General features: G+C 41.8%; 21 protein-coding genes. 17 read left to right on the top strand and 4 right to left on the bottom strand.

The features are described from left to right. The 16 genes from PR795_RS07660 to PR795_RS07735 form a co-directional block, all read left to right on the top strand. On the top strand, window positions 1-510 hold a 510-nt coding region (locus tag PR795_RS07660; protein ID WP_272516787.1), incomplete at its 5' end, for a WYL domain-containing protein. Beyond that, the gene (locus tag PR795_RS07665; protein ID WP_272516788.1) at window positions 507-713 is read left to right on the top strand and encodes a hypothetical protein; all 207 of its coding nucleotides are present in this window, start codon (window positions 507-509) and stop codon (window positions 711-713) included. The genes PR795_RS07660 and PR795_RS07665, both read left to right, overlap by 4 nt. A 104-nt stretch (window positions 714-817) precedes the next feature. Beyond that, window positions 818-1,336 carry a hypothetical protein gene (locus PR795_RS07670; protein WP_154637660.1) on the top strand — a complete coding sequence of 173 codons (519 nt, stop codon included), beginning with the start codon at window positions 818-820 and terminating at the stop codon, window positions 1,334-1,336. Between the two features lie 76 nt (window positions 1,337-1,412). Then, complete coding sequence (locus tag PR795_RS07675) at window positions 1,413-1,859, top strand: IrmA family protein (protein ID WP_272516789.1); 447 nt, start codon at window positions 1,413-1,415, stop codon at window positions 1,857-1,859. Window positions 1,860-2,561: 702 nt separating this feature from the next. Next, the gene (locus PR795_RS07680) at window positions 2,562-4,850 is read left to right on the top strand and encodes an FdhF/YdeP family oxidoreductase (RefSeq protein ID WP_181480920.1); all 2,289 of its coding nucleotides are present in this window, start codon (window positions 2,562-2,564) and stop codon (window positions 4,848-4,850) included. Between the two features lie 1,076 nt (window positions 4,851-5,926). Further along, a complete protein-coding gene (locus PR795_RS07685; protein ID WP_006660674.1) occupies window positions 5,927-6,202 on the top strand; it encodes a helix-turn-helix domain-containing protein in 276 nt (91 codons plus the stop codon). Window positions 6,203-6,347: 145 nt separating this feature from the next. Beyond that, the gene (gene fimA, locus PR795_RS07690; protein ID WP_006660675.1) at window positions 6,348-6,896 is read left to right on the top strand and encodes a type 1 fimbrial major subunit FimA; all 549 of its coding nucleotides are present in this window, start codon (window positions 6,348-6,350) and stop codon (window positions 6,894-6,896) included. A 77-nt stretch (window positions 6,897-6,973) separates the two neighbouring features. Then, the gene (locus PR795_RS07695; RefSeq protein WP_006661100.1) at window positions 6,974-7,510 is read left to right on the top strand and encodes a fimbrial protein; all 537 of its coding nucleotides are present in this window, start codon (window positions 6,974-6,976) and stop codon (window positions 7,508-7,510) included. Window positions 7,511-7,574: 64 nt separating this feature from the next. Then, complete coding sequence (locus PR795_RS07700; RefSeq protein WP_006661101.1) at window positions 7,575-8,273, top strand: fimbria/pilus periplasmic chaperone; 699 nt, start codon at window positions 7,575-7,577, stop codon at window positions 8,271-8,273. 86 nt (window positions 8,274-8,359) lie between these two features. After that, window positions 8,360-10,996: a fimbrial biogenesis usher protein gene (locus PR795_RS07705; RefSeq protein WP_181480142.1), complete on the top strand. Its 2,637-nt coding sequence runs from the start codon at window positions 8,360-8,362 to the stop codon at window positions 10,994-10,996. Continuing rightward, window positions 10,959-11,543: a fimbrial protein gene (locus PR795_RS07710; RefSeq protein ID WP_226890306.1), complete on the top strand. Its 585-nt coding sequence runs from the start codon at window positions 10,959-10,961 to the stop codon at window positions 11,541-11,543. The genes PR795_RS07705 and PR795_RS07710 overlap by 38 nt, the downstream gene beginning before the upstream one ends. 15 nt (window positions 11,544-11,558) lie before the next feature. Continuing rightward, window positions 11,559-12,068, top strand: coding sequence for a fimbrial protein (locus PR795_RS07715; RefSeq protein ID WP_006661103.1), 510 nt, complete (start codon window positions 11,559-11,561; stop codon window positions 12,066-12,068). A gap of 23 nt (window positions 12,069-12,091) precedes the next feature. Then, entirely contained in the window at window positions 12,092-13,018 is a 927-nt protein-coding gene (locus PR795_RS07720) for a fimbrial protein (protein ID WP_392397800.1), read from the top strand. 297 nt (window positions 13,019-13,315) lie between these two features. Beyond that, a complete protein-coding gene (locus PR795_RS07725; RefSeq protein WP_036961787.1) occupies window positions 13,316-14,362 on the top strand; it encodes a Fe(3+) ABC transporter substrate-binding protein in 1,047 nt (348 codons plus the stop codon). Continuing rightward, window positions 14,346-16,049: an ABC transporter permease gene (locus PR795_RS07730; RefSeq protein WP_036961708.1), complete on the top strand. Its 1,704-nt coding sequence runs from the start codon at window positions 14,346-14,348 to the stop codon at window positions 16,047-16,049. Before PR795_RS07725 ends, PR795_RS07730 begins: the two co-directional genes overlap by 17 nt. Window positions 16,050-16,079: 30 nt before the next feature. Then, window positions 16,080-16,751, top strand: coding sequence for an ABC transporter ATP-binding protein (locus tag PR795_RS07735; RefSeq protein WP_006660684.1), 672 nt, complete (start codon window positions 16,080-16,082; stop codon window positions 16,749-16,751). 41 nt (window positions 16,752-16,792) lie between these two features. Here the strand turns inward: PR795_RS07735 and yegD are convergent, their stop codons facing one another. After that, window positions 16,793-18,145, bottom strand: a complete 1,353-nt coding sequence (yegD, locus tag PR795_RS07740) for a molecular chaperone (RefSeq protein WP_272516790.1) — start codon at window positions 18,143-18,145, stop codon at window positions 16,793-16,795. Between the two features lie 193 nt (window positions 18,146-18,338). On the opposite strand from yegD, the gene PR795_RS07745 reads away from it, so the two are divergent. Next, a complete protein-coding gene (locus PR795_RS07745) occupies window positions 18,339-18,596 on the top strand; it encodes a GDCCVxC domain-containing (seleno)protein (RefSeq protein ID WP_181480140.1) in 258 nt (85 codons plus the stop codon). 36 nt (window positions 18,597-18,632) lie between these two features. On the opposite strand, the gene PR795_RS07750 is transcribed toward PR795_RS07745, so the two are convergent. The 3 genes from PR795_RS07750 to PR795_RS07760 all read right to left on the bottom strand — a co-directional run bounded on the left by PR795_RS07750 (window position 18,633) and on the right by PR795_RS07760 (window position 21,982). After that, the gene (locus tag PR795_RS07750; RefSeq protein ID WP_006661109.1) at window positions 18,633-19,034 is read right to left on the bottom strand and encodes a hypothetical protein; all 402 of its coding nucleotides are present in this window, start codon (window positions 19,032-19,034) and stop codon (window positions 18,633-18,635) included. A 100-nt stretch (window positions 19,035-19,134) separates the two neighbouring features. After that, window positions 19,135-20,208 carry a heme lyase NrfEFG subunit NrfF gene (gene nrfF, locus PR795_RS07755; protein ID WP_181480139.1) on the bottom strand — a complete coding sequence of 358 codons (1,074 nt, stop codon included), beginning with the start codon at window positions 20,206-20,208 and terminating at the stop codon, window positions 19,135-19,137. Next, window positions 20,201-21,982 carry a heme lyase CcmF/NrfE family subunit gene (locus PR795_RS07760; RefSeq protein WP_181480138.1) on the bottom strand — a complete coding sequence of 594 codons (1,782 nt, stop codon included), beginning with the start codon at window positions 21,980-21,982 and terminating at the stop codon, window positions 20,201-20,203. The genes nrfF and PR795_RS07760 overlap by 8 nt, the downstream gene beginning before the upstream one ends. Window positions 21,983-21,990: the final 8 nt, after the last annotated feature.

The following is a 21,990-nucleotide window of genomic DNA, read 5'->3' on the forward strand; positions in this document are numbered from 1 at the left end:
CCCATCAATACACTAAAAGCTTATCGAGACAAAGATGTTCTTACCTTTGTGAAACAGATTGGGATGACTCGGTTGTTTCCGGGGCTAGATAGCCGCTTACTAGGGTTACTGTTAACCCAGCAGCCCCATGCGCCTTGTTTGATTTGGCATCATGCCCATAAGATTTCGGCTTTGCATGCTGAACATTTCTATCAATTGGTGTATGCCATTACCAGTAAGCAATCTATTAGCCTACTTACGCCTGAACGTCGTTTTAATCCGCTACAACCCTATCAACTTATTTACCGTGAAGGCCAGTGGTATTTATTGGCGGAATACCACCAGCAAGTACATGTCTTGTTGTTAGATGATATCCAGCAAGTTCAACTACTTAATAGCCACTTCACACCGAAACACGCAGTGATGCAACTGTCACAACAGAACAGTTTTATCGCGGCCTTACCGCATTTTAGATTGATATCACAAGTAATTACCTCTCTTCCATCACACAAAGAAAGGAGCCGAGCATGAGGTTATTAACCCCACTAACATCGTATCCCACACATTGCCCTCACTGTTCTTCTGAGCAAGACATCATTGCATGGGGTACGGGCTGGATGTGCCGCGATTGCAATTTTGAATGGGTAACACCGATTCAAAATCAAAAGCCTATCTCCGGTGAGATTAAGGAGTGGCTGCAATTTCACGGTAAAGAAACATTCAATCATTCATGAACTGGCCACTTATTACGCCACACCAGAGAAAACTGAGCAGCCATTAAGCTGTGCTTGTCTTGCGTCAATATTGACGTATCTAATAATATTGAAAGGAATTTTAAATGAAAAAATATTTAGCTCTTATTACATCTGCATCATTATGTCTTATCGCTTCACAAGCCTTTGCCGCCAGCAAGCCGCCTAAAGATACAATTTGGGAATACAAAGGTGACGGCGGTAAAACTTTATGGCAAGTTTGTGGCAGCCAAAACAGCACCTGTAAAATAGTGGGTTCAACCAAACATTATGTTGCCGTGCTGAACCGTAAATCCGCTTCGGGTTGCGCGTTCGGTGATTTTTATATCGTGGCAAGAACTGACGGTTTTTGGCAGCAGCGAGATACTGGCACGTGTAGCCCTAACGCCTACATCCAAAAAGGAACCATTAATAATGGTCAATACTCTACCGTCGATATTGGTGTTGGAGGAACGATTGTGGCTCAGTACCCTATCGGTTATTGGAGCCAGAAGAAAGAGTTTTCGGGTAAAAATCGTCCTCGTTGGAAAGAAAAAGATAGAACGCAAGGCGGGTTACAAACCGATATGAAAGCCTATGAAGCTATCCAAAATAAAAAATATTAAGTTTGCTTGGGCACCGTCATGTGCCCTTTAATACCATTCATAGTTAGGATGTCATCACGTTTGATAGGAATTATTTATGAATAAAATCAATTTATTGGTTACAGCAAGTATGTTGACATTGAGTACGTTCGCAATGGCAGAAGAACAGCGCTACGCAAGTATTACACATACGAGCTCAAACTTTATTAATCAAGGTTATTGTGGTTACTCATTTACCCTTGATAATGGCGGTAGCCATATGGTGTTAGACCACGCTGAATTTGGTGCCCTTGAGCTAACGCTACGAATGAAAGATAGGCAAGGAAAGGTACTAGGTGATGCAGTGTTGGTAGTTGATCCGTTTGGTGATACCAGTGCATCTCGAGCCACATTTACTGGGTTAGAAATCCCTTGCGAGGATATTGCGGAGTTTCAAGTGGTTAAAGCGGTAGAAGATCAAAATGGACGTAAGGTTGAATTGCCGCTATCGATCTTTCAGGCGAATAATCCAGAGCTAGCAAAGATGTCGGTTGCAGGGAAGTAGAAAAGCTTCGGTATTATGATAGAAAAATAATTGTTGGTATATTTGTTGGTATAAAATTTATCGAACACGATATTTTCATTATAAAACAATATGAGTTTACTCGTGTTCGAATCCTGTAGGGACCATTCTCAAGATGGCGCAATCAATAGACATCAAAAGATGTCTTTTTTTATGCCTAAAATTCAGTGAATCAACTGATTTTAACCCTTCTTCGTTCAATTAATGTCTACCTATTCAACTATAAGGTAATTCGCCCGTGTTACCTAAAATTGGCTATCGATATCTTTGTTCGATGACGAATACGGCGGTTTCTGCTTAAACTCAACCATATAATTTCTAACTGTTCATTTTGTTATTTAACACTTCATTAATTGGATTATATTTTATTATTAAAGTGTCCTGTTTTTTTAATAAAGTAAGAATGTGGGTGCAATAATTATCTTTAATTAATTGATATTTAATAATTTTAATGATTTTTTTAGAATTTTCATCTGCAGCAAGTAAATTAAAAAGTATTAATGGATGATAATTCCTTATTATTACTAATCCTATTTGATATGTTATCTATGAAATAAGATTTTATTTTTGAATTATATTCATAAAAAGATAAGTCGGAATTAGTCGCTCAATATTAATCATAATGACACTGCAATAAAATAAAGTTTATTTCTTGTTACATTTAAATTTAAAAGAGTAATGAAAATGAAAGAAAAAATCGAAGATTACACTGGACCTGCAGCAGGTTGGGGGGCAGTTAAAGCTGTCGCTGAAGCTATACGCGAGCAGATGGATGTTGTACCCGACATTATTACTATGTTTGAAATGAATAAGCCTCAAGGTTTTGACTGTCCTGGTTGTGCGTGGCCAGATCCTAAACATAGTGCATCATTTGATGTTTGTGAGAATGGTGCAAAAGCGATGGCATGGGAAGCCACAGCAAAGAGAACGACACTTGAGTTTTTTGCGAAACACACAGTGAGTGAACTGTTAACGTGGGATGATTACGACTTGGAAAATGAAGGTCGTCTAACTCATCCAATGAAATATAATGCGCAAACAGATTGCTATGAAAAAATTGAATGGAACGATGCTTTTGCTCAAATAGGTCAGCGTTTATCAAGTTACTCAGATCCTAATTCTGTTGAGTTTTATACTTCAGGTCGAACGTCAAATGAAGCGGCGTTTTTATATCAGCTTTTTGCCAGAGAATATGGAACTAACAATTTTCCGGATTGCTCAAATATGTGCCATGAGCCGACAAGTGTTGGTCTCGCAGCTTCAATAGGTGTGGGTAAAGGGACGGTATTACTTGAAGATTTTGACAAGGCTGATTTAGTGATTTGTATTGGGCACAACCCAGGGACTAATCATCCTCGTATGCTCAGTTCACTTCGTGAGGTATCAAAACGGGGTGCCAAAATTATCGCAATTAATCCTTTGAAAGAAAGAGGATTAGAACGATTTACTTATCCGCAAGATCCAATTGAAATGTTGACGCTAGAGTCCACACCTCTAGCAGGATATTACTATAAAGTTAGGATCGGTGGAGATACTGCATTAATTAAAGGTGTCATTCGCACTATTATTGAGTATCACGATGCGGCGGTAGCAAAAGGTCAATCGCCTATATTAGATAATGAATTTATAAGTACCCATACCGTTGGTTTCGATAAACTTAAGCAAGATGTGTTGTCTACTTCTTGGGATGATATTTTATCTGTGAGTGGCATGACTCGCGATGAAATAGAGCAAATTGCTCAACTTTATATTGAAGCAAAAAACACCATTATTTGTTATGGCATGGGAATTACGCAGCATCAGCATGGCACTCAAAATATTCAGCAACTCATCAATCTTTTATTATTGAAAGGTAATATTGGTCGGGATGGTGCGGGAATTTGTCCATTAAGGGGGCATTCTAATGTGCAAGGCGACCGTACCGTCGGAATAACCGAAAAACCAAGCCAATCTTTTATCGATAAAATTGAGCAACGCTTTGGTTTTAAACCTCCTATCGCTTTTGGTCACGCTGCCGTGGCTAGCATGCAAGCAATCTCTGAAGGAAAAGTAAATGCATTGATCTGTATGGGGGGAAACCTTGCTGTTGCTATGCCGGATAAAGATGCGTGCTACAGTGGAATGAAAAAACTTGATATGGCTGTTCATATTGGAACCAAACTTAATCGGTCACATTTGTTGACGGCAAAGCATACATTTTTATTTCCGGTATTAGGTCGTACAGAAGTTGATATTCAAAAGTCAGGTCCACAAAGCATTACAGTTGAGGATTCTATGTCAATGGTACATGCTTCACATGGCAAACTAAAACCGGCTAGCCCATATTTAAAATCAGAATGTGCAATTGTTGCTGGTCTTGCCAAAGCAACAATCCCTAACTCAAAAGTCGAGTGGGATGATTTCATTGATGATTACGATAAAATTCGTGATGCAATGGAAGCCGTGTTACCAGGTTTTGAAGATTACAATAAAAGAATCCGAATTCCTGGCGGTTTTCATTTAACAAATGCAGCGGCTCAACGTAGGTGGTTAACGCAATCAGGTAAGGCAAACTTTATAACAACAGAAGGTGTTATTGAGGATCCGGAGTCTGCGACACATAGCGAATTAGTGTTGGCAACTATACGTAGCCATGACCAGTACAATACGACAATTTATGGAATGAATGACCGCTATCGTGGCGTTTTTGGTCAGAGAGACGTCATCTTTATCAGTGAAGCTCAGGCAAAAAAACAAAAATTATCTGCGGGTGATAGGGTCAATGTTATTGCCTTGGATAAACAGCAAAAGAGGACTAAACGTCGTTTAGATAATCTAAAAGTGGTTATCTATGATATGGCTGATCGTTGTGTTGCCACTTATTTTCCAGAAGCAAATAACTTGATAGCGCTCGATAACTTTGATCCTCAATGTGGTATTCCGGCGTATAAAAATATTCCAGTCATTTTAGAGAAGGCAAGTGTTGCATCCTAATGATTTTACATTTTAACCACCCCTATAGGGGTGGTTTATTTTTCCCTCTAAAGGCACATCAACGATTTTGTCTAAATGATGTCGATTTCCCTTCTGCTAAGCCGAACATCTTTACTGCTTTTCTTATCCAGTCATCCTCTAATGTTAGCGGCTAAATGCATACGGCATTGACGAGCCGGCTTTCCTAGGCACTTTATAAATAATCTATTCAATATTACTTAGTATTTATGCTGAACAAATACATTACGATATCTAAACTATTTTTAATGTTTATCGTGAGTGATTAGCTTAACGATTCGAGGTAAATAAACGATTAAATAAAGATATGATAATTCATGAATACGCTCACTGATGTTTTTTAGGAAAGTTTAATTATTTAAGTTATAAAATGTTTAAATTTTAATTAAATCTTATGATGAAAAACTCGAATTAAAGGTAGGAAGCCCGTGGTAATAATTATTTACATATTTATTTTTCTGTTGCTAGGAATATTCCTATATTCAGCTATAATGAATTCAGTTTTATGTTTTTCTTCGAGATTATTTAGCTTTAGCTTCCTGGGTTTGTGAAATATACCGATTTGTTTCTGTTAATGTGCTTATTTTATGTTTTTTTTGTAATCTTATACCGATTATCTTTTTTTGATTGGTTTTTATTTTTAGCTACGCGAATTAATTGTGATACAAGAGATTCTTATTTTTAAATAGTTAGTATCCTTGTTTTTATATATTGGTTCTTATTGTAAATTATTGTTTCTATTTCACATGTTTCCCGTGTTATATGGGGCTTATTTTATTTAAACAAATATCTTTAATATTTTATTTCGATAATTTAGTTTTTTTATAACTATCTGATTTTGAATGGTTAAATATTTACTCATATTTGGTTATTTATTGATTTAAATGAATTAAAAATCTTGATTGATAGCCTGTGTATATCAAACCCTACCTTTTCGATCGAAAAAAACAATTTTTAACCGCTCATCTAATTCTATAACTTAATAACAGCTGAAGAGTATTTGCCTTTATCGATAATATATAAAAATAATCAGCGAAATATGATCTAAGAGGTTTGAAATGCGAGAATCTGAACAGCTATCAAATAATATTGGCAGGATGTTAAAAGACTACCGTAGGCGTACAGGATTAACAGGAAGTGAATTGGCGAAACGTATTAATGTTAGCCAACAACAAATATCTCGTTATGAAAACGGCGTGAATAATATATCATTTGATAAGCTTATTATATTATTTAACGCACTTGAAATGAGTAGTCGAGATATCGATGTTTTTTTTGAGAAAATGAAGTATTTATTTGATTCTAGCGTCTATAAAAACTCGAAAATAGAGTGATAGCGTCTTAATCTTAAAAACAATTCAAATTTAATTAAATTACTCTTTGTAATTTAATTAAATTCGATCGTTTCAATTATGGTGTCATGAAGTCTGTATTTTTTTCTATCAAGATGTACTTAATAAATAAACATAAGGAAATATTATGAAAGTTAAATCACTAGCACTTGTTGTTATTTCAGCTTTATCTTTAGGTTCAGTTGCTGCAATGGCTGCAACCACAACCGTTAACGGCGGTCAGGTACACTTTAAAGGTGAGCTAGTGAATGCAGCGTGTGCTGTTGATGCTGGTTCTGTAGAGCAAACTGTTCGTCTGGGCCAAGTTCGTACTGCTAAATTAGCTAAATTAGGTGATACCAGTGGTTCTGTAGGTTTCAACATTCAATTAAACGACTGTGACACCACTGTTGCAACTTCTGCAAAAGTAGCATTTACCGGTGTTGCAGCAAATGCAGCTAACCCAACTGTTTTATCTGTTGCTTCTTCAGCTTCAGGTGCGGCAACTAACGTTGGTATCCAAATTTTAGATGGTCAAAGCGCACCTCTGGGTCTGGATGGCGCAACATTCAGCAGCCCTATCACGCTGAATGATGGTGCAAACGTACTACCATTCCAAGCACGTTACTTTGCACTGGGTGCAACAACTGCTGGTGTTGCTAACGCAGATGCAACCTTCGCAGTTCAATACGAGTAATCATTAAAAAGGATTAGGGATATCCCATTTGATAAGCCAAGGATGGCTTTTATTTACGAACCAAAAGGTGGAAGTTTATGAGAGAGCTGCTGGCAGTTTCACTCCTTCTGTTTTCTCCATTTTTGCAAGCTGGAAATAAATGGAAAGTCCAACTTCCTGGTGGCGGGATGCGCTTTCAAGGGGAGTTAATTGCGGAAGGCTGCACTGTTGAAACTTCAGACCGTAATTTAGTCGTGAATATGGGGCAAGTGCGCACTAATGCATTCAAGGCTCCAGGTCAAGATTCAGCACCGACTGCGTTTGATCTTCACCTCCGAGAGTGTAGCAATGCAGTTAGCGAGTATGTATCCATAACCTTCAACGGTGTGGCTAATGAAAGGAACCCAGATATTTTTTCCATCGGTGATGGACCTAACACCGCGAGAGGTGTGGGAGTAGCCATTTTTGATTCAAAAAATACCTTAATTCCGGTGAATAGTGCTCCACGTAAAGTGGCAAATCTGCGTGATGGGGATATGACATTGCATTTTGTTGCGAAGTATCGCTCGACAAGCGAGAACATCATGGGCGGAAAAGCGAATACACAAGCACTCTTCTCACTGACTTATGAATAAAAATATCGAAAAAGACAGTGACATATTTATTTAATTTTTTAGTAAAAAAAGGACAGATGTAAACATGAAAACCAGAAAAACATATAAGTTCATTACCGCCTTATTACTTTTACTCTGTTCGACCGTGTCCACTCAGGTTTATGCGGGTGTTGCATTAGGTGCAACGCGAGTGATTTATCCTGCGGATCAAAAGCAGGTTCAACTTGCCGTGACCAACAATGATGAAAAAGGCGTTTTTCTTATCCAGTCATGGGTCGAAAATGCCAATGGTCAAAAAGATAGCCAATTTGCAATTACACCGCCTCTTTTCACGATGAAAGGTGTTAAAGAAAATACACTGCGCATTATTGATGCGACCAATAACCAACTGCCGAAAGATAGAGAAACACTGTTTTGGCTGAATGTGAAAGCGATTCCAGCAATGGACAAAGCGAACATGAGCGAAAACACGTTACAGTTAGCGATTATTAGCCGCATTAAATTGTATTACCGTCCTACAGGTCTCTCTATTGCACCAGATAAAGTGGCTGAAGAATTACGTTTTAAGCGCCAAGGTAGCTCATTGGTTGTGGTTAACCCAACGCCTTATTTTGCGACTGTCACCGATTTAAAAATCGGATCAGCGAAATTGGATAACGTACTTGTTCCGCCATTTGGTGATGCGTCAGTAAATGTTCCTTCCAATGGAAATGGTGCCATTAGCTACCAAACCATTAATGATTACGGCGCACTAACGCCGAAAATGACAGGAAAAATGCAGTAAAAACGTACGTTTTTATTTCTCGAAAATAATTAAACATCATTCCAAATTGGAAAATTTGCTGAGCAACATTGTTGAGCGGAGGGAGCATGTCACATCTGGCATCTGTAAAAGGGCAATTAATTTCAAAAAAAGGATCATTTTTGGGATGCAGATTCGAGCGCCGTTTTCCTTTGGTTCCGCTGGCATTCTTGATAGGCGCATGCCTTTATCCAACATGGGCGACGGCAGAGTTGTATTTTAACCCTCGTTTCTTAGCGGATGACCCTTCGGCAGTCGCAGATTTATCTGCATTTGAACAAGGGCAAGAAGTGCCTGAAGGTACTTACCGTGTCGATGTCTATCTTAATGACGGGTATTTACTGACGCGAGATGTGCGTTTTGTTCTGGATAAAAATGATAAACAATTATCCCCTTGTTTTACCCCTGATGAGCTGGCAAAAATGGGGATCAATACGCTATCGATTCCAGAATTAACAACAAAACCGAAAGATACCTGTGAACCATTATCACCCACCGTGAAGGATTCAACGGCGAGATTTGATGTCGGTTTGCAACGATTATATATCACTGTTCCACAACTGTTTATGAAAGACAAAGCACGAGGTTTTATTCCTCCGGAGCTTTGGGATTCAGGGATCACGGCAGGAATTTTAAACTATAGCCTGACGGGAAGCAGTGCTCGTAACCAAGACGGAAAGAACAGTAGCTATAACTATTTGAATCTACAAAGTGGTTTAAACTTTGGCGCATGGCGATTACGGGATAACTCCACATGGAGCCACAGCTCAGGCACAGCAAATAGTGAAACTCGCTGGGAACATATCAATACCTATCTTGAGCGTGGTATCAATGTGATTCGTTCCCGTCTAACGATTGGTGATAGCTACACGCCTGGCGAAATTTTCGATAGCGTTAACTTCCGTGGTATTCAACTCGCTTCGGACGACAATATGTTGCCCGAAAGCCAAAAAGGATTTGCGCCAGTGATCCGTGGGATCGCCCGTGGTACAGCGGATGTCTCCATTAAGCAAAATGGTTATGAGATCTATCGCAATACGTTTCCGCCTGGACCGTTTGTGATTAATGATCTCTATGCCGCAGGGAATAGCGGCGACTTACACGTGACGATCACTGAGGCTGATGGCTCGGTACAAAGCTATACCGTACCTTACGCTTCGGTGCCGTTATTACAACGTGAAGGGCATACCCAATATGCCGTGACCGTGGGTGATTACCGTTCAGGGAGTGGTAATCAGGAGAAACCAACCTTTTTACAAACCACACTGTTGCATGGTTTGTCCTATGGCTGGACGCTGTATGGTGGAACTCAGTTAGCCAATCGTTACCAGTCATTTAACGCAGGTATCGGGAAAAATATTGGTGTTTTTGGGGCATTGTCTATCGATATTACTCATGCGAATGCCAAGTTACCGGATGACAGTAACCATCAAGGTCAGTCAATCCGTTTCTTGTATAACAAGTCAATGAGTGAAACCGGAACGATTATCCAGTTAGCAGGTTATCGGTATTCAACGAAAGGGTATTACTCATTTGCTGATACCACGTATAAGCGCATGTCAGGGTACAATCTTGCGACTCAAGATGGGGTTATCTACGTTACACCTAAGTTCAGTGACTATTACAACTTGGCGTATAACAAGCGTGAAAAAATTCAGCTGACCTTAACGCAACAATTGGGTGAGCAATCCACCATGTATGTGACGGGAAGCCATGAGACGTATTGGAATACGAACAAGGCAGATAAACAGTTACAGGTTGGTATCAACACCCTAATTCAAGGTATTAGTTGGGGCCTAAGTTATAGCTTATCTAAAAGCTCATGGCAGGAAGGTAACGACCAAATGTTGGCATTGAACGTGAATATTCCGTTTAGCCATTGGTTACGTTCAGATAGCCAATCAATTTGGCGTAATGCGAGCGCAAGTTATAACGTCTCACACGATCTAAAAGGACGAGTGAACAATACGGCAGGTATTTACGGCACATTGCTGGAAGATAATAACTTAAGTTATAGCGTTCAAGCAGGATATGCAGGGGGCGGCGATGGTAAGTCTTCGGGAACAGGGTATACCTCTTTGAACTATCGTGGAGCTTATGGAAATGCCAACGTCGGTTATAGCTATGCCGATAATATCCGCCAAGTTTATTACGGCGTAAGTGGCGGGATTTTAGCGCATGAAAACGGGCTGACATTGAGTCAACCGATGAACGATACCGTCGTGCTAGTTAAAGCGCCGGGCGCGGGACATGTCAAAGTTGAAAACCAGACGGGCGTTGAGACAGACTGGCGTGGTTATGCTGTATTGCCTTATGCCACCGAGTACCGTGAAAACCGTATTGCACTGAATACGAATACACTGGCGAATAACGTGGATCTTGATGATCCGGTCATGAATGTGGTGCCAACCCGTGGTGCTGTGGTTCGCGCTGATTTCCAACCTAAAGTTGGGATAAAAGTTCTTATGACGTTGATGAGACATGGAAAACCAGTGCCGTTTGGTTCCGTCGTCTCTTCTGATGAAAGTGGTGGTGGCAGTATTGTGGCGGAAGATGGGCAAGTTTATTTAACGGGGTTACCGCTAACGGGTCGATTAATCGCACGTTGGGGGGAAGGGGCTGATGCTCAGTGTACGGTTAATTACACACTGCCAGAAGAAAGCCAATATGAAATCCTCAGTAAGTATCGTGCCGAGTGCCAATAAGGAGCCAATTGTGTTTGATAAATCGAAAGTATTTTTTAGCTCAATACTGACCTCTTTGCTCCTGTGCACCAGTGCCTTTGCGGCGGATAGCACCATTATTATTAAAGGTAATGTGAAGGATAATACCTGTGCGGTAGCACCTGGATCGCAAAATCAAGTGGTGGATTTACTGCTCAATGCGGTGAAACAGCTGCACTCCGTAGGGGAAGTGACGCCTACTGTGCCTTTTCGTATTGAACTGACGCCATGTGGTTCGGCGGTGACTGCGGTAAAAGTTGGGTTTGTTGGTATCGCTGATTTAAATAATAAAAGCTTACTTGCTATAGAACCGGGTAGCTCGAATGCAACAGGAGCTGGGATTCAAATTTTGGACAGTGCCAAGAACCCATTAGTCCTCAATGCGGACTCCAATAACATTGTATGGACGCCATTAGTCGCAGGAAAAGCCAATACACTCAATTTTAATGCACGTTTAATGGCGTCAAAATTACCAGTCACTGCAGGACATATTCGAGCAACGGCAACGTTTACGCTCGAATTCCAGTAAATAAAGGATGCGATGATGACGTATAAATCAACGGTGACGACGGCACTACTATTGGGGTTGCTGTCTGCTTCAATCACTTCCACGCAAGCGGCTGATGTGACTGTAACTGTTAATGGCAGTGTCGTGGCAAAACCTTGCACGGTCTCAACATCGACTGCCAATGTGGAACTGGGCGATCTGTACACATTCAATTTGGTTTCCCCAGGTTCTGCATCTGAATGGCATTCGGTGTCATTAGATTTGGTCAATTGTCCGGTAGGAACATCGGTGGTAATGGCGACATTCAAAGGTGTTGCCGACACGGTGGGATACTACAAAAATCAGGGCACGGCAGGAAATATTCAGCTGCAACTTCAAGATACATCGGGCAATAATTTAAATAACGGTGCGCAAAAGCGCGTATCGGTGAGCGATGCAACGCTTTCAACTAGCTTTCCTTTACAGGTGAGGGCGATATCGGTGAAAGGTGGTGCGACACAAGGCACTATCCAAGCGGCGATTGATGTCACTTACACTTATCTGTGAGTCATTTTATGAATATAAAATATATGATTAGATTAATTTTTCTTAACTTATTTATCTATTTTGTCGGGGCTTCATCGGCATATGCGTTTACCTGTTATGACTCAACAGGAAACGTTTTAAGCTACACACAAAGCCCAGTGACCGCCAATGCGTATGTTAACTTGCAGCCAAGTGTTCAAGCTGGTCAAAACTTAGTGGTCGATTTGTCGAATTCAATATTTTGTAAGAACGATGACCCATCAGCGCGACGTGACCAAGTGAATATGATCCGTGGTTCCGCTTATGGTGGGGTATTAAATAACTTTCGAGGCTCATTACGATATTATGGCTCAAGCTATACGTTCCCTTTGACTAGCCCAACTCACCAGCAGGATTTTCAATCAGGCAATTACACTGCATGGAATACCCAATTATATTTAACCCCCATTTCTGCGGCGGGTGGTGTCGTGGTTAACCGAGGAACCCACTTTGCGACATTGGTGATGTATCAAGTTGGCTCCAACATAGTGGGGGGAGGGAACGTCAATACATCAACCTTTACATGGAATTTGTATGCTAACAATGATGTTGTCGTACCAATTGGTGGTTGTGATGTTTCTTCGCGTAATGTGGTCGTCAATTTACCGGAATATCCGGGAAGTGCTCAGCCAGTACCGTTATCTATCTATTGCGCTTCGAGCCAAAATATTTCCTATTATTTAACTGGTACAACGGATACGAGCAGCAATATTTTTGCTAATACACTGTCTGGCGCTAATGCTGCAAAAGGGGTAGGAATTCAAATGGTTCGCAATGGTAATGCTATCCCTGCAAACCAAAACGTGCAGTTAGGTCGAGTAGGAAGTTCAGCGGTGAACTTAGGGCTAAGCGCGCGATATTCTAGAACTCAAGGTCAGGTCACCGCAGGGAAAGTGCAGTCCGTGATTGGTGTGACGTTTATGTATGATTAGTAACTTAATCTAGAGAGATGAAAAGGCTCATGATGGAATATCGTGAGCCTTTTCATTATTATATTTGTTGATTAGGCATCGTTAAGATGCTTTTTTTATGCCCGCAGGAAAACGATTCATTAAAAATGAATCTTAAACAATAAAATATAAATAAATTTCAATAGTTATTAACGATAATTATTAATGGATGAAAATAGTTTGCAAACGAGATTTATTATCAATATACTTTTTTTCGACCAGTTAAAAATACTCAATAAACTAATTCAAGCATCACTTCACCTCGGAGAAGATAGCAAAATGTTGAAAAAACTGTATTTTTTGCGTAATAAAACTCGTTTAGTTACGCTGGCCTCATCGCTTATTGTTACCTGCGCACTGCCTGCCATGGCAAAAGATTCCCTAACGTTATACACCACGCGTGAGCCGGGTTTGATCCAGCCACTTTTGGATGCCTTTACCAAAGAAACAGCTATTGACGTCAACACTGTCTATGTCAAAGACGGTATGTTAGAGCGCGTTAAAGCGGAAGGTAAAAATTCGCCAGCTGACTTATTAATGACGGTGGACGCTGGGAACCTTATCGATTTAGTTGAAGCAGGTGTGACTCAGCCTGTTGAATCAAAAACATTGACTGATGCAATTCCTGCCTCATTACGTGACAAAGATAACCAATGGTTTGGCTTATCGATGCGTGCTCGTGTGCTGTATGCAGAGAAAGATTTACCGCTAAAGAGCATCACCTATGAAGATTTAGCCGATCCAAAATGGAAAGACAAAATTTGTATCCGCGCAGGTCAGCATCCTTATAATACGGCGTTAGTGGCTGCAATGATTGCCCACGATGGCGAAGCAAAAACGGAAGCTTGGTTACGCGGTGTGAAAGCTAACTTAGCACGCAAAGCGACAGGCGGTGACCGCGATGTTGCGCGTGATATTCTTGGCGGTATCTGTGATGTCGGTTTAGCTAACTCTTATTATGTGGGTCACATGAAAAATGCCAAAGAGGGCACTGACGCACGTAAATGGGGAGATGCTATCAAAGTGGTTCAGCCTACCTTTACCAATGGTGGAACACACGTCAACATCACTGGTGCAGCAGTCGCGCGTAATGCTCCACATAAAGAGCAAGCCGTTAAACTGATGGAATACCTGGTTTCTGTTCCAGCTCAACAGCTGTATGCCCAAGCAAACTATGAATACCCAATTCGTAAAGGGGTTCCATTAGATGCCACCATCAATAACGCGATCGGTGAAATCAATGTGGATACTCTCCCACTGACCGAAATTGTGAAATACCGTAAACAAGCGAGCCAGTTGGTAGATAAAGTTGGATTCGATCAATAATACTGGCTCAACCTCTGCGCGCGGCACCTTCAGGTTGTCGCGCGTTGGTTTTTCGCCATTAACACTTTCTGTGGTGGTCATTACGCTTGGCGTTCTGACCCCTTTATTGTTTTTATTGGGTCTTGCAGCAAGCTCAGGGTTAGATCATTGGGAACACTTGATGCGTTATGTGTTACCCGATGCAACTTTGAATACGGTAGTTTTGTTGCTGGGTGTCGGCGCGATGGTCATGACCATTGGTGCCGGTTGTGCATGGCTGGTGACGGCATTTGATTTTCCCGGTCGTAAGTTGTTTAGCTGGGCTCTGTTGTTACCTCTTGCAATGCCAACCTATATTGTGGCGTTTGCATGGCTAGACCTGCTACACCCTATTGGACCTATTCAAGAGTTTATCCGTAGCGTATTAGGCTATGACTCTCCACGCCAATTCCGCCTGCCTGATCTCCGTTCGATGACGGGCGCCATTTTGCTGCTGGGTTTGGTGCTTTATCCGTATGTTTACCTGACCATGCGGGCGATGTTTATGAGCCAGCCCGCCCATTTATTGGAAGCGGCGCGAACGCTTGGGCTCAGTTCTACAGGGACCTTTTTTCGCGTGGCATTGCCCATGGCGCGCCCCGCGTTAGTAGTGGGAACGAGTCTTGCTTTGCTTGAAACGCTTAATGACATCGGTGCATCGGAATTTTTGGGTGTGAATACGCTCACCGTGACGGTGTACACCACGTGGGTGACTCGCTCAGATCTACCCGCTGCGGCGCAAATCGCCTGCTCGATGTTAACCGTGATTATCTTGTTGTTAGCATTAGAATATTACGGTCGAAAAAATCAGCGTTACAGTACTGGACGGCAAATGCGTGGGATCTTGCCATCACGATTGACGGGATGGCGAGCCATATTAGCCACGTGCGTCACCGCGCTACCCGTCGTATTAGGCTTTTTAGCGCCAGCTCTTTTCTTGGGATGGGAAAGTATTAAACGCATCAGTGACAGCATGACAATTTCAAGCAGCCTGTTGCAGTCATTACAAAATTCATTATTGCTGGCGGTGGGTGTCACCGTTGTTGTGACGTTGGTGAGTATTGTTGTGGCGTGGTATGCCAGAGCGAGCGCGATTTCTGGTTCGTCTCAAGAATGGCGTCGAACCTTAATGAAAGTTGCTTCGCTGGGCTATGCGGTGCCCGGGACCGTGTTGGCGATTGGCTTATTAACTCCGGGTATGGCGCTAGATAATTTTCTTGCGGAACTATTGGATTTTCGAGGATTACCGCTGTTATCTACGGGAATTTTATTGGTTATCTGCTGCTCAATTCGATTTATGGCAATTTCCATTGGTGCGATTGATGCGGGTTTAACCCGAATTCCGCCAAGTATGGAACAAGCCTCACGGCTGCTAGGGGAAAGCGAGCTGCGAACATTCTTTCGTGTGCACCTTCCGCTATTACGTCCGGCGCTTGTTACCAGTGCGCTATTGGTATTTGCGGATGCAATGAAAGAGCTGCCGACCACATTACTTTTACGCCCTGTGAATTTTGAAACATTGGCAACTTCATTGTATGCGGAAGCGGCTCGTGGCACTTATGAGGAAGGGGCAATTGCAGCATTATTGATCGTATTGGCGGGAACATTACCTGTGATTTTATTGGCGCGTAGCCAACTCACATCGTCTCAGTCAAAGCAGTCTTCTTAATAAAAATCATTATGTTAAGGAACGTATTCGGTGTCAGATTCAACCTTAGTTCTTGATAATGTGTATGTCTCTTACGGCAATAAACATCAACGTAACCATGTACTTAATGGTTTCTCTTTGCATATTGCAGCGGGTGAGATCGGTTGTTTATTAGGGGCTTCAGGGTGTGGTAAAACCACGGCGTTGCGTGCTATTGCTGGGTTTGAACCCGTTGAAAAAGGGACTATCCATGTGGGCGGACGATGTGTTGCGGGTCCACATATTCACTTACCCCCTGAACAGCGCAATGTCGGGATGGTCTTTCAAGATTACGCATTGTTTCCACATTTAACGGCGGCGCAGAATGTGGCGTTTGGCTTAAGAAAACAACCTAAAGATCAGCAGCAAGCTCGGGTCCAGCAGCTTTTAAATCTGGTGGAACTGAGTACACTCGCTGAGCGCTACCCGCATGAAATGTCTGGCGGGCAACAACAGCGTATCGCGTTAGCGAGAGCATTAGCCCCACAGCCGGCGGTATTGTTACTGGATGAACCGCTTTCTAGCCTTGACCCTGATAGCCGGAAACGTTTAGGACAAGAAGTCCGAGATATTTTACGTGCGGCAGGGCAAACGGCATTACTGGTGACTCATAGCGAAGATGAAGCTCAGCTGATGGCGAATAAAATTTGTTACTTAAAAGAAGGGCGATTGCTCGAAGAGTAACGAAGAATCCAATGCCGCGAAGGCGGCATTGGCGAATAAACTTATTTAAAACAGGTTTGTGCCCAGCGAGCTAGACCCGCAGTTACGGAACCAAAGTCATCTCCACGCACAATTGGAATATTTGGGAGTTGTTCTTGAATTGCCTGATGTAAGATAGGTGAACGAGCACTCCCCCCTGTGACAAAAATGGCATCGGGCTGTACACCGCCTTGTGTGACCGCTTCTTTCACTAATTCAATCATTTTGGCTTTTGGTGATTCAATCGCATCAATGAGTTGGTCACGCCCAATATTCACTTCGAGCAGCTCTTTCGACAGTGCAATTCTGGCTAAGTAATTCGGTTCATCGGATAAAGCAATCTTGGCTTCTTCTGCTTTACGTACAATGCTGTAACCTAACGTTTGATGATAAACCTCAAGTAAGCGTGCGAGTAGTGCGGGTTCTTGAGCCTCTTGCTGCAAGCGAATTAAAGCATTGAGGTTCGCTCGGGAATAAAACTCTTTTTGTGCTTCAACATTGTTAATCGCAATCGGGTTCCAAAATTGCAACAGTGGCATTTTGATCCCTGACTGATACTGGCTTTCCATACCAAATAGCTGCATTAGCTGTTTTAAGGCAATGAAAATATCCAGATCGTTTCCGCCAACCCGCTGACCGCTGTGCGCCAACAACGATTGGGTTCGGTCTTGGCTACCCTGATAACTCGGTCCCATCTGGATCAGTGAGCAGTCGGTAGTTCCCCCACCAATATCCACAACGAGTATGGTTTGGTCTTGAGTGAGAGTCGCTTCATATTCCAAACCCGCAGCAACAGGCTCAAATTGAAATGCAATATTTTTAAATCCAGCACGTTTGGCGGCTTTTAATAAGATAGTTTCTGCTTGCTGGTTGGCAAGCTCGCCACCACGACCATGGAAGTTGATCGGGCGACCAATCACGGTGTCAGTTATTGTTTGTTGAGTTGAGGCTTCAGCAGTGTGTTTAATATTTGCCATCATGGCACACACTAAATCTTCAAAGAAGCTGACCTGTGTTTCGTGTAAACCCGATGCCCCTAAAAAAGATTTTGGCGATTTAACATAGTAAACATCGCGGGGATCGCTAAGGTATAGGTCCAATGCAGCTTGCCCAAAGACAATATCTTCGGGTTCTAATTCAATGCCTTCATCTTGGTTAAACGCGATAGAGCGTCGTAGGATCTGCTGCCCTACAGAATCTGAAGGGGTGATATTCAAATGGCGAAATAAATGCTCTGAAACCGATTCTCTTGTCGGTGCGCACAGGGTCGATGGAATATAAAAGTGGCTACCTTCAAGGGGGAGCAATTGTGGGGTGCCATCTTTCATGATTGCGACGGAACAGTTGGACGTTCCGTAGTCAAAGCCAATAAACATCTCGCCTCCAAAATTTAGGGTGCTTTAAAAAAAGTGGAAAACTTTATATCAACCTTGCAGGAAATGCTATTGGAACCGCATTTTATTTTTGGCGATAGAAGCGACTGCAAAGCTAACTTAGCGCAAAAATAAGGTTAATGAGATGAGATAAAATATTTGAACAGTAGAAACGGATATTCTTTTAGGATGTAACATGAGCCAAGTGAATATTGAATTAATGTCCGAAATTACGTGCCCAAAATGCGGATTTTCTAAAGTAGAAGAAATGCCAACGGATGCTTGCCAATGGTTTTATGAATGTACTCACTGTGGCGTATTATTGAAGCCATTAGAGGGAGACTGCTGTGTTTTCTGTTCTTATGGCACGGTAAAATGTCCACCTATCCAAGAGGCGAATATGAAAGGAAAACTTTCATGTTGCTACAAACAGGATAATGATAAGAATAATTAATTTCATCAGTAATAGATAATATTCAATTAAGTATAATTATCGACTTTGGCAATTTTTACGCCATAAATAATTAAATTCTTTGAGCGGAAACTCCATTTCGTCTCTGTCTAATAGCGGAATAGAAACTATATTTCTGCCGTCTTTATTCAGGTAGGTTTTTACCATAAAACGTTTATAGGTATAGCTGTTTTTTGCATCAAAAACGAGAACTTGACCACAAACATAGCCAAGCGTACCGTGATCTAATGTTTCCCTTATTATATGGTATTTAACATCTTTAAATTCGACTGTTTTAGGGAAGTTTAAAAGGTCTTCGACAGCCTTCTCTGACTTCTTAATTACATCTAAATCAGGTGTATAGTTAGTCATTACTCCTGCAAGAAACGATCCTCCTGCAATAAGAATAATCACTGAGATAGCAAGCATCTTATTCGTCATGATATTTTTTCTAAATTATAATATTTAAACTTATTATTATTTTTTATCAATCAAGGATGTAGAAAGATAATAAAGCTCAGTAAGCTTTATTTTTTATTCATTACTTTCCACTTTTTTCCATTAATTTAGCCATGTGAATGGCTTCAATAATTTGAGCACGATTGAGTCTAGGATTATTACTATCAAGTAAGTTTTGCCAGATACTAATCGCCGTTGTGTAGTTGGCATTGATAAAAGCATCTGAGGCTAATAACATCAATGCGGTCACTTCATTTTTATCTAGACTTAATGCTTTGTCTATCATTTTTTGTGTGTCATTTGTAACCACTTGCCCCGCTTGGTAATACATCACGGTTGCCATTGCTGCATAGAGTTGCGCATTTTCTCCCCGATATTTGAGTGCATAGCCATAAGCGGTTAAAGCATTATCATAGCTATTTTGGTAGAGGTAATACTCACCTAAAACGGCCCAAAGTTCACTGTTTTCAGGAGATTGGCGGATATCGTCTTGTAAGCGTATTAGCGCCTGACTCTCTTGTTTTAGAGGCGTAAATTGCTGAATAGGGTCATTTTGTCGTTGATACAGATCAAGTGTTGAATTGAATCGTGGAAATAAAAAATATCCCGCTATCATAAAGAAGATTAACATGACAAGACCGACATTACTCATCCTATTCCAACAGGGATATTGAGATAATTTTTTATTATTTATGTCTGTTAATAACTGTGTATCAGAGTGAGTCTGATTGTATCCTGTTATAAATGTAGGAACAGTATTATTTGTCTTTTTGTTATTTTTTACTGCTTTCCACAGAATAAAAATAATAACTAAGCCAGCGAATAAAGGCAGTAACCATAATAAAAGCGTGCTGGATTTTAACGGTGGGTTATATAAAACAAAGTCACCATAGCGTTCAGTCATATAGTGTTTTATTTGTGATTCGTTTTTTCCTTCTGCAACCATTTTAAATACTTGATGACGCATACTGACGGCGGTTGGCGCATTAGATTCTAATAAGTTTTGATTTTGACATTGTGGGCAGCGTAATTGTGAGGCTATGTGTAAGGATTTTTCCTGTTCTTCGCTGGAGTTAAATGCCCATGTATCTACAATTTGTGCATGCACGCTCATTGAACTGAGCAAAAGGAGCAACGTGACTATGATTTTAAGCATGTTTACGCTCCCTAAACCAGCCTATCAGTACCCCAATACACATGATAAATCCACCACCCCAAATCCACTGAATTCCTTCTTGTACATAAAAGCGCATGGCATAGCGGTCATCACCGGTTTTTTCCCCCAGAACCACATACCAAGAACGTAACCAGCCCCAGCTAATCCCAGGCTCAATCATCAGTTGCTGGCGAGCCATATACAGCCGGCGTTCCGTTATAATATCAAAGCCACTTTTTGAATTTTGGCTGACATGGATAATGGCTTTTTCCGTGGTGTAGTTAGATTCGGCAGACAATTGTAATTCTTTAAATTGAAACTGATAACCACCGACAAAGATAGATTGCCCAACGGCAATATTTTGGCTGGTTTCTGTTTTTTGTGTGGCTGAAAGGGCGAGACCAATAGCGAACAGAATAACGCCAGTGTGCGAGACAATTGCGGGGAGTTTTTGATTCAAAATAAGAAGGGAGCGTTGACGTAATGTATGGTGGCCTTGGTGTGTGATATGGCGATATCCGAATGTCGATATCACGATAAGCACGAGCATGATTAAGCCAAAAGGCAGTAAAGCCTGATTAAAATAAGGCGCACCCACTGAAATTTTACCCAGTCCCAGTAGCCCATAAATCATTGGATACAGTGTGCCAGTGAGCACAATGCCTAAAACGGCAGTAAACACGATGAGCGTGAGTAATAAATAGATTTCTCGCGATATTTTACGTTGGGTGTCACGAGGGGGAAATTTGGCTTTCCAGCCATAAATAAAAAGCGCCCCAAGGCTTAAGAAACTAAAGAGCAAAAACAGCGGAGCGGCACGCACATTATCGAGGGCAAAGGCGTGAACGGAGATTAAGATCCCTGAACGGACAATGAGCGTACCAAGCAGTGCCAAAATCAAGGTCATTATCGCCAGTAGCATACTCCAGTGGCGATAGCGTCCCGTCCGTCGAGTGAGCGATAAACTATGCAAGAGTGCCGTGGCAGAAAGCCAAGGGAGTAAAGAGGCATTCTCGACAGGATCCCAAAACCACCATCCTCCCCAGCCTAATTCACTGTATGCCCACCATGAACCAAGGATGATACCGCTAGTGAGTATACACCAACTAGGAACAGCAAAGCGCCAGCACAGTTGAGCAATGGTCTGACTTGCGTCATCAGGTTGTTTCATTGGGGGGGCGATTAATGCGGCTAATACTAACGCGGCAACCAACATGAATCCGCTGTAACCAAGATAAAGTAGGGGAGGATGTAAAATTAGTCCCCAATGTTGCAACATGGGGTTGAGGTCGCGTCCTTCGATCGCAGGAGGAAATAAGCGTTCAAATGGATTGGAATAGAACACGACAAACAGCAATAAAGCGGTGCATATGGCGGCTAAAAGGCAGAGGGTTAAAGGAAAAAATGCACTGTTTTGGCGGCGGTAGCGCCATGCAAATAAGGTACTCCAACCTGAGAAAAATAGCACCCAAAGCAATAATGAGCCTTCGTGCCCACCCCAGACGGCAGCAATTTTGATCATCAGTGGCGATAAACTATGGCTATGCTGTGCTACATAAACAACAGAAAAATCACTGAGAACAAAGCTGGCAGTTAAACATAAAAATGCGACGAGCAAACAGGCGAACTGCAAAGAGATCCACAGCACGCCCTGAGATATTTGCCTCGGGACGTGCTGGAAAACGCCAATAAACCCCAGCAGGGTGTGATAACTGGTGATACACAGCGCCAGTAGCAAACTGATAAACCCGATTTCGGGGAGGAAAAGTTCCAAGTATCACC

It is taken from the genome of Providencia sp. PROV209 (genome assembly GCF_028479485.1).
Classification (GTDB): Bacteria; Pseudomonadota; Gammaproteobacteria; order Enterobacterales; family Enterobacteriaceae; genus Providencia; species Providencia alcalifaciens.